7 protein-coding genes are annotated in these 9,708 nt (G+C 47.3%); 5 read left to right on the top strand and 2 right to left on the bottom strand.

Annotation, left to right across the window (positions count from 1 at the left end; genetic code table 11):
• Positions 1-43: 43 nt before the first annotated feature.
• From MMY95_RS12625 to MMY95_RS12615, 3 genes are read left to right on the top strand one after another with little or no spacing between them, the layout of a single operon-like run.
• Positions 44-1,084, top strand: a complete 1,041-nt coding sequence (locus MMY95_RS12625) for an ABC transporter substrate-binding protein (RefSeq protein WP_241277684.1) — start codon at positions 44-46, stop codon at positions 1,082-1,084.
• A 20-nt stretch (positions 1,085-1,104) separates the two neighbouring features.
• Positions 1,105-2,118, top strand: coding sequence for an ABC transporter permease subunit (locus MMY95_RS12620; protein ID WP_202861258.1), 1,014 nt, complete (start codon positions 1,105-1,107; stop codon positions 2,116-2,118).
• Positions 2,119-2,133: 15 nt separating this feature from the next.
• On the top strand, positions 2,134-2,904 hold the full coding sequence (locus MMY95_RS12615; RefSeq protein WP_104795539.1) for an ABC transporter ATP-binding protein: 771 nt from the start codon (positions 2,134-2,136) through the stop codon (positions 2,902-2,904).
• Positions 2,905-3,050: 146 nt separating this feature from the next.
• Here MMY95_RS12615 and carB read toward each other — a convergent pair whose 3' ends face one another.
• Complete coding sequence (gene carB, locus MMY95_RS12610) at positions 3,051-6,113, bottom strand: carbamoyl-phosphate synthase large subunit (protein ID WP_053267172.1); 3,063 nt, start codon at positions 6,111-6,113, stop codon at positions 3,051-3,053.
• On the bottom strand, positions 6,106-7,173 hold the full coding sequence (locus MMY95_RS12605) for a carbamoyl phosphate synthase small subunit (protein WP_053267173.1): 1,068 nt from the start codon (positions 7,171-7,173) through the stop codon (positions 6,106-6,108). The genes carB and MMY95_RS12605 overlap by 8 nt, the downstream gene beginning before the upstream one ends.
• Before the next feature lie 268 nt (positions 7,174-7,441).
• Between MMY95_RS12605 and argC the strand changes: the two genes are divergently transcribed.
• Positions 7,442-8,467 (top strand): N-acetyl-gamma-glutamyl-phosphate reductase, encoded by a 1,026-nt coding sequence (gene argC, locus MMY95_RS12600; protein ID WP_021357494.1) that lies wholly within the window; start codon positions 7,442-7,444, stop codon positions 8,465-8,467.
• Positions 8,468-8,497: 30 nt separating this feature from the next.
• Positions 8,498-9,706 (top strand): bifunctional glutamate N-acetyltransferase/amino-acid acetyltransferase ArgJ, encoded by a 1,209-nt coding sequence (gene argJ, locus MMY95_RS12595; RefSeq protein ID WP_241277683.1) that lies wholly within the window; start codon positions 8,498-8,500, stop codon positions 9,704-9,706.
• Positions 9,707-9,708 lie beyond the last annotated feature (2 nt).

The following is a 9,708-nucleotide window of genomic DNA, read 5'->3' as shown; positions in this document are numbered from 1 at the left end:
TAAGTGATTGCTTTGGGCTTTTTAATTTCTGTTCGGATTAATTATAGAATTTGCCGGGTTATTAAGTTTTATTGCACTGGGAACAGTATTAGCTGGCTGCGGCAGTAGCAGTGCTAGTAGTAAGGATACATCTAAAACCTATAAGTATGGTGAAGTAACGATACCAGCTAAGGACGGTTCTATTTGTAATGCGCCAAATTATATCGCGTATGAGAAGGGGTTCTTTAAGAAAAATGGTATCAAGGCCAAACTAGTAGCGAACCCGCGGGATATCAGTGACCTAGAAGCGGGTTTTGCGAGTGGCAAATATGACGCGCAAAATGGTGATTTTCAATACTTACCTGCGATTCAAAACGGGGCGCAAATCAAAGCTGTTGGTGGAATCCACCAAGGCTGTATCAAGTTGCTGGTTCCGAAAAACTCAAGCATTAAGAGTGTTAAGGACTTAAAAGGCAAGACGATTGGGATTCCGGCTCAGGGTTCAACACCACAATACGTGACGTCCATTGCACTTCAACATGCGGGTATTGATCCGAAGACGGGAGTAACGTGGAAGGTTTACAGCACTGATCTATTGGCAAAGGCGGCTGAAAAGGGGCAGGTCGATGCAATTGGGACGGTCGATCCGTATGCTTACCAAGCACAAAAGGAATCTGGGTTTAAGACCATTATTGATAATAATAACAATAGTGGCAATGCTAAGATGGCTGCAATGGGAATGAAATCAAAGGGTGCTTGCTGTTACTTGTACGTTTCGAGCAAGTTAGTCAAAGAGAATCCAGCGAAGGCTAAGGCCATTGTCCGTTCATACAAACAAGCCGCTGCTTGGATCAATAACCATCCTGAAGAGACAGCAAAGATTGAATTAAATAAGGGGTATGTCTCCAAGACGAAGTTTATCAATGTGAAGAATGTGACCCAGATCTTGAAAGATGAACATTTTGAACTAAATCTTAAGACAGGTAAAGAAGATTTAAGTTATTATATCAAGCAATTGAAGCAAGCAGGGTATTTGAAGAAGAATACGAATAACAAGCAATTGTTGAAACAAGCTTATTGGTATCCAGATTTATCTAAGAACTAAGTTCAAGGAGGTAGAATAGTATGCAAATAACAGCAGTCCAATTGAGTCGAAAAAAAGCTGTGCAGGCAGCTAAGACAACTGGCCGTTATTGGAAGCCCTGGCACTTGACCTGGAACATTGTTAGTTTAGTCGTATTAGCAATTGCGTATTTTGAAAACCAATTGGTTGTATCACAGGAAACCGTTAATAATCAGACGTATCATTGGTTTTTAGGTGGGTACTTTGCTTATTTATTGATTGTTACGCTGATTGGCGCAGTTACAAATGGTCGAATTCGCCGGTATAATGGACATTTTGCCCAGTTGAACGTTTCGTTAGTTGGCTTGCTGATCGTGCAGGATCTTCTGACCGAAAAGTTGGCTGTTCTAGAACAGCCTTTCTTCGTGAGCTTTGCACAAATCTTGGACCAGATGCGCGAAAATGCCGGCTTGCTCTGGGCTTCGACGTTGTCATCATTAGCGCTTTGGTTGATTAGTTTTGTGATTGGGACCATTCTTGGAATCTTACTTGGTTTGGGCATGGGACGCTATCGTGAGTTTAACTACTGGGCATTCCCCTACTTGAAGGTCATCGGGATTATCCCTGCGGCTGCATGGATGCCGCTGACGATGGTCATCTTTCCGACTAGTTACACGGCCGAAGTCTTCTTGATTGCCTTCTCGGTTTGGTTTCCAGTGGCCTTCATGACGATTGGTGGCGTTCAAGGGATTAGCAAGGAATACTTCGAATCAGCAAAGACCTTAGGATTTAGTGAGTGGCAGATTATCCGCAAAATTGTCCTTCCCGGAGCGTTGCCAAGTATCTTTACTGGCGTTTATACGGCAATGGGATTGTCGTTTACAATGCTGGTAATTTCCGAGATGATTGGTGCTAAGGTCGGACTGGGCTGGTTTATCAACTGGGCAAAGGGTACCGGGAATTATACACAAGTCTATGCGGCAATTGTGATTATGGCGATTCTGTTTTCAGTGTTATTTGCGGTGTTTACCAAAATTCAAGATTACTGCCTACGTTGGCGTGATGGTGCTCACTAGAAAGGAGCTTATAAGATGGGATTACTTGCAGTTCAACATGTTAATCAGCGGCTTCAAGACAATGATGGTCATCAGATCGACGTGCTAGATGATATTGATTTCACCGTCAATCCGGGTGAGTTCGTAGCAATCATTGGGCCGTCTGGTTGTGGTAAGACCACGTTACTACGCCTGATTTCTGGATTAGACCATCCCGCTAGCGGTCAGCTAACGATCGATAATCAGCAGATTAAGCGACCAGATAATTCTCGCGGTTATGTTTTCCAACATGGCAGCCTTTTTCCATGGTCAACAATCAAGGAGAATATTAGTGTCGGCCTGAAAGTGACGCGTGGTCGGCATTATGACCACCAATTGGTCGACCATTATATTGAATTGATGGGGCTAAAATGCTTTGAAAATGCTTATCCGCATCAGGTTTCTGGTGGGATGGCCCAACGAGCTGCCCTCGCGCGGTCAATTATCATGAACCCGCAGCTCCTACTTTTGGATGAGCCGATGGGGGCTCTTGATGCGTTTACACGTGCGGATATTCAGAATGTCATCGAACAGGTTTGGCAGCAGACACAGACGACGATGATTTTAGTTACTCATGATATCGATGAGGCAGTCTACTTGAGTGACCGAATTATTGTGATGACGCCTCGTCCTGGGAGAATCAAAGAAATTGTGACAAATCCATTACCACATCCACGGTCACGGTTGAGTGTCGATTTTGCTGAATTTCGGCATCGGATTCAAGATAAATTAAACTTTGGCGCTCATGATGGACAGGTTGCTGGGTGATGACTAAAAAATGCTTATCAAGATGATTGGCGAGATACCAGTCTTGATAAGCATTTTTGCTGTGAAAAAACAGGATCGCATGGTGGTGAGCTTGATATGGCCATCCAGGGGACTTCGTTAGTTGGACTAAGTACGAAGAAGCAGGCTTATTCGCTTACCATCGTTGTCGTACTGGCCAATAGGGTCTTAAGCGTATCAATCGCCGTAATCAATGGTTGTCCATGATTCAATGCAGCGATAGCCACGGGATTATCAGGTTGGTCATTAAGCGTGAAACCCACTGCTTTAGTCTTTGCAGGCCAATCAGTCGTGTTAGCGATTGTTGTGACGGTGAGGTGGTTAGCCGCGAACAGTTCCTGGACCGCGGGTTGCGCCACAGTGGCAATATCGGTGATGAGACCATCCACGGTTTGCCAAGTCTCTAAGTGATAACTATCAGCCATGGCGGCATGCCAAGCGGTCGTGAAAGTCGGGCCGATACCAAGAGTCTCACCAGTTGATTTCATCTCAGGACTTAAAACGACTGGTGATTGTGGCAATTTATTGAAAGAGAAGACTGGGGCCTTTATAGCAATTTGTTGTGGAGCGGGTGTCAAGAGTCCGGGGACTAGGCCAAGGGTTGCTAAACTTTGACCGAGAATTATCCGGGTTGCCAATTGTGCCAGTGGCAAGTGAGTAACCTTGCTCATGTAAGGAACTGTTCGACTTGCCCGCGGATTAACGTCGATTACGTAGACATCATCGGTGACGACGAACTGAATGTTCATCATACCGACACAGTGGAGGTGTTGTGCTAATTTGGTGGCAATGGTGACGATCTTATCTTGAACAGCAGGGCTGAGGTGCTGTGGTGGATAGACTGTAATGGAATCGCCAGAATGAACGCCAGCACCTTCAATATGTTCCATGATTCCTGGAATGAAGCACGACGTTCCGTCGGAGAGAACGTCAACTTCACACTCGGTTCCCGCCAAGTATTGGTCCATTAAGATAGGCGCACCATGGCCAGCTGCCACCGCTGATTTAATAACTGGCGTGAGCTCATGATCGTTATGAACGATTGCCATGGCCCGGCCGCCGAGTACAAAGCTTGGCCGTACGAGTAAGGGGTAACCGATTGCGTGAGCTGCTTGACGGGCACCGGATAACTCAGTTACGGTCGTTCCAGCGGCTTGGGCAATCTTTAGTAGACGTAAACAGTCCGCAAAAGATTGCCGGTCTTCGGTCAAATCGGTAGCGGACACACTGGTTCCTAGGACGGTGACTCCTAATTTAGTTAGCTGATGGGCAAGGTTGATCGCAGTTTGGCCCCCAAATTGAACGATGACGCCCGCGGGTTGCTCCAACGCAATGATTGGCATCAAACGTTCGATTGTTAGTGGCTCGAAATAAAGCTTATCCGAGGTAGAAAAGTCGGTGGAGACCGTCTCGGGGTTGTTATTGACGACGATTGCATGGTAGCCAGCTTGTTGAATGGCCTTGACACAGTGAACGGTGGTGTAGTCGAATTCGATGCCTTGTCCGATTCGAATGGGGCCTGATCCGAGTACTAAAATACTGTGTCCTAGTGGGTGACTCTCGTTAGTTTGTCCAAAAGCAGTGCTGTAAAAATATGGTGTAACACTGGCAAATTCACCAGCACACGTATCGACCATTTTATAAACGAAGGGTAAATCAGCAGTCATGGCAGCAATGGTCGCTACCGAAGTTTGGGCATAATGCGCCATGGTCGCCAGACTCACACCGTACTTTTTCGCCGATAAGAGGTGTTGGGACGTCGGCACTTGCTTGATATTCCGGATGAGTTGGGCGATGTGCTGTAACTTACTCAAGAAAAATGGCGTGATTTGCGTTAGCGTCGCCAATTTTGCTAACGGCCAACCCGCTTGCAGCGCCGCCAATAGATAGAAGAGCCGCTGATCTGTCGGGTGGGTCAATTGGTCGATATATTCAGTCGTGGTGACGTGGTGGTCAGGGGTCAAGGAAGCTTGGGTCTTGGGATCGATTTCAAGCGAAGCAATCGCCTTGAGCGTGGCTTCCTCCAAGGTTGACCCAATCGCCATGACCTCCCCCGTGGCTTTCATCTGTGTTCCCAAGTGAGCGTCGGCCGTTGGAAACTTGTCAAACGCAAACCGGGGGATTTTGGCAACCACATAGTCTAAAGCTGGTTCAAAGGCCGCATAGGTTGTCTGCGTGACTGGATTCTTGATCTCAGATAAATTTAGACCAATTGCGATATCGGCTGCAATTTTGGCAATTGGATATCCCGTCGCTTTAGAAGCTAGCGCCGATGAACGACTGACCCGCGGGTTCACTTCGATGACGTAGTACTGACGACTATTCGGGTCTTGAGCGAGTTGAACGTTGCACCCACCTCTAATGTCGAGGGCTTCCACAATCGTCAAAGCTGCCGTTCGTAGCTGCTGATATTCAGTGTCAGTCAAAGTCTGAACGGGGGCATACACGATAGAATCGCCAGTGTGAATACCGACCGGATCGAAGTTTTCCATGGAACAGACGATGATCTTGGTACCCTGATTATCACGCATGACTTCGAATTCAATTTCTTTGAAGCCGGCGATACTTTGTTCAATCAGGCACTCGGTGACGGGGGACATGGTCAGCCCCCGCTGTAACGTTTGGGTCAATTCGTCGGCATTATTGGCAATGCCACCACCTGAACCCCCGAGTGTAAAGGCTGGACGAACAATGACCGGATAACCGATTTTTTCAGCAAACGACAATGCACTGGTCACGTGGTGAACAGTGGTACTTGCTGGAATCGGTTGATGGAGCCGCTTCATAAGTGCTTTAAATGCTGCCCGGTCTTCAGCTTGATTGATGGTGGCTAGGGAAGTTCCTAGCAGTTGGATCTTCAACTCATTAAGAACGCCAGCCTGATCTAACGCCATCGCTAGGTTCAATCCGGTTTGTCCACCAAGTGTCGGGAGCAAAGCATCAGGGTGGGTGGCCCGCAGAATTTTAGTGACACTGGTCAAAGTCAGAGGTTCTAAGTAGACTTCGTCGGCGGTGGCCGTGTCAGTCATGATGGTTGCTGGGTTTGAATTGATCAAAATGACATGATAGCCGGCTGCTTTAAGGCTTAGACAAGCCTGAGTACCGGCATAGTCGAACTCAGCGGCTTGACCGATTTTGATTGGACCAGAACCGATGACAGCAATCGAATGAATGGCATTGTTTTTAGGCATTAACAACCGCCTCCTTTTGAATTGTTAGTAAGAAATCATCGAAAAATTGCCCAGCTTCCTGGGGCCCCGGGTGTGCTTCGGGATGGAATTGCACCGACATTACGGCCTGGTGCGGTAGGCGCAAGCCTTCAATGCTGCCGTCATTTAATTCAGTGTGCGTGACGATCAGCGGGGTGCCCTTGATCGATGCCGGATCGACGGCGTAATCATGATTTTGAGAAGTCATGATAATACGACCGTCAGCGCAGGCTTGTACCGGATGGTTTAGCCCGTGGTGACCAAAGGAAAGCTGGTAAGTCTGAGCACCATAGGCGAGCGCAATCAACTGATGACCAAGGCAAATGCCAGCCAGCGGATAACGTTGTGCGAGTTGGCGAATGGTCGCTAAGTAAGTGTGATAGTCAGTCGGATCACCGGGACCGTTGGATAACAAAATTCCGTCAGGGTGATACGCGGCCACGGCCTTGAGACTAGCTGTAGGTGGAAGGACAACAACGTCCGCGCCCCGGGCTTGCAATTCAGCGGTGATAGCTGCTTTTTCACCAAAGTTGAGAATCGCGACGCGTGGACGGATGGTGGTCGTCGCTACTGGGAGGGGGGTAGCCGTTAGTGCTTGGGGTGCGAATGTGGCGAGTTGCGCTTCAAAATCAGTGATGGGATGATTGCTCAAGATTGCCATCTGGGCTCCCGTTTGACGAATGTGAATCGTTAGGTCACGAGTATCGACGCCTTCAATGCCGGCTACATGGTGGATTGTCAGAAAACTTGCCAGTGATTGGCGACTAGTATAGTGATCATTAAAAGTGGCCAGCTCGTGAACGATGATGGCTTGTGCGCCAATCGTTGGTGCCTGGGCCACGGTCGGATCGATACCATAATTACCAATTAATGGGTAAGTGAAGGCAATCATTTGATTTAGGTAGGATGGATCAGTCAATGTTTCCTGATAACCCGTCATTCCCGTATTGAAGATGATGCGCCCCGCAGCCTCTAGCTGGCAATCCCCAATTGCCGTTCCAATCCACTGTGTGCCGTCTGCTAAAGTTAAGTATTTGTTCATCCCAATCGCACCCTTTCTGATAATTTGGTTAAAATTTCATTTTAGTTAATGGGATAAGTAAACATCATTTTATTGTGAATGTCAATTAAAAATACATATTAAGTGCATAAATAACTGAATAAAGCTAAAAATATGCAATTAATAGAATAAAAGTGAATATTTTTTCAATAAAGCTTGCAATTTAAAAGCGATGAGAATATAGTGTGAATCATACTTTTTGCATGAACATGCAGCTAATACACTATTTTTGAATATTTGAGGTGATTATATGCAAGTCGCGCTAGTTGGCGTTACGGGGTACAGTGGCATGGTGTTGTACCGGCTTTTGAAACAACATCCCGAGATCGACCGCATCCAATTATACGGGCACGTGGGAGCAACTACGGTGGCATTAAAGACGGTGGCAGCCATGTACCAGAAAGAAACGGCGGTTATTCGACCATTCGATGCGACGGCAATCATGCGCGATAACGCGATTGTGTTCTTTGCGACATCAGCGGGTATCACGCGACAATTGGCATTACCATTCATCGCTGCTCATTTTCCAGTCATCGATTTATCTGGTGACTTCCGCTTGCATGATCCAGAGCAATATCAGCGGTGGTACCAACGTGATCCAGCACCGGCGACCGCTTTGGCACAGGCGAGCTACGGCTTAGCTGATATGCCGGCGCCGTTGTCCACCTACATTGCGAATCCCGGCTGTTATGCGACTGCTACGTTATTAGGACTAGCGCCACTTGCTCAGCAGCAGTTGGTCGAACCGACTTCGATTGTTGTGGATGCTAAGTCCGGCTTATCTGGTGCTGGCAAACGAGCGACAGCTGCGAGTCATTACGTCGCTGTGAATGATAATTTGAGTTTATATAAGTTGAATCAACATCAACATATCCCTGAAATGATGCAACAGTTACAGCAGTGGTGGTCCGCGATTTCTGCGATTGAATTTACTACCACTTTGATTCCAGTAACGCGTGGGATTATGACGACGATTTATGCCAAAGCGAAGTCAGCATTGACAACGACGCAGGTCCGCGCTGCTTTTACCGCGACCTATCATGAGCAGCCGTTCGTGCAAGTGCTACCAACGGGGATGCCGACGCTCAAGGACGTTGTTGGGTCTAATAACTGTGCGTTAGGCGTTGATTATAATCCGGTCACGAACACCATCGTGGTTGTGAGCGTCATTGACAATTTGATGAAAGGTGCTGCGGGGCAGGCCGTTCAGAATTTTAATCGCTATTTTGATTTCGCGGTTACGGCCGGATTACCGACGTTACCTGTATTTCCCTGATAAGGTGCAATAAGAGAGGAAGTTATGCAGATGCAAGTTTTAACGAATACGAAGTTTGAAACGGTTGCCTTTCAGTGGCCGGCAGGTTTTTACAGTGATGGCATTCATATTGGTCTTCGTCGTCATAAAAAAGATTTTGGTTGGCTATTTTCAAAAGTGCCTGCCAGTGCGGCTGGAACTTATACGACGAATCAGTTTCAGGCAGCACCAACTAAGTTAACTAAACAGATGATCGACCAGGGCCACCAATTACAGGGACTGCTGCTGAATAGTGCAATCGCCAATTCTTGTACTGGCGATCAGGGGTGGCAGAATGCGCTGCAAGAACAAGCCTGGTTAGCGAATAAACTAAACGTGGCGCCGAACTTGATTGGCGTTGCTTCAACTGGGCTGATTGGTGCTCAGTTACCCATGGATAAAATCAAAAACGGCTTGCCGCAATTGACACCAACGAAGAGTGACGCGGTGACCCACGCCGTGTTAACGACAGACCAGCATCCAAAAACCGTCTGTGTGCAGTGTGAACTCAGCGGCCAGTTAGTTACCTTGACCGGTTTTGCCAAAGGTTCTGGAATGATTCATCCCAAGATGGCAACCATGCTTGGTTTTGTCACCACTGATGCCCAAATAGATGGGCCAGTTTTACAGGACATGCTAAGTACTAACGTTGATCAGACATTCAATCAAATTACTGTTGACGGTGACACGTCTACTAATGACATGGTGGTCACGTTGGCAAATGGTCTGGCAGATAATCCGAGTTTACAAGCGGGTACCACCGACTATGATATTTTTAATCAGGCGTTGCACTATGTCTTAGGCCAACTTGCCAAGCAAATTGCCGCTGACGGTGAGGGTGCGACCAAGTTAGTCGAATGTAATGTGGTCCACGCCGCTACAACGTTTGATGGTCAGCAAATCGCCAAAGCAATTGTTGGCTCTAACCTCGTTAAGGCGGCCATTTTCGGTGAAGACCCGAATTGGGGGCGAATCATTAGCACGATTGGCGCCACTGATGCAGACATCGATGTGGCGACGGTCGATATTGAAATGAACGGCGTTTTACTTGTTCAACAAAGTCTGGCCGTTGACTTTGATATGGCAGCGGTGCAGGCGACCTTACGTGATAACCAGATTATGATCGATGTTGATTTACATCACGGTACAGCAAGTGGTCAGGCTTGGGGTTGTGACTTGACTTACAACTACGTCAAAATTAACGCGAGCTATCATACTTAAAC

The organism is Lactiplantibacillus sp. ME-2, from assembly GCF_022549155.1.
In the GTDB taxonomy this organism is placed as follows: Bacteria; Bacillota; Bacilli; order Lactobacillales; family Lactobacillaceae; genus Lactiplantibacillus; species Lactiplantibacillus plantarum.
Note: the sequence above shows the minus strand (reverse complement) of the source record. Positions and strands in the feature narration are given on the sequence as shown.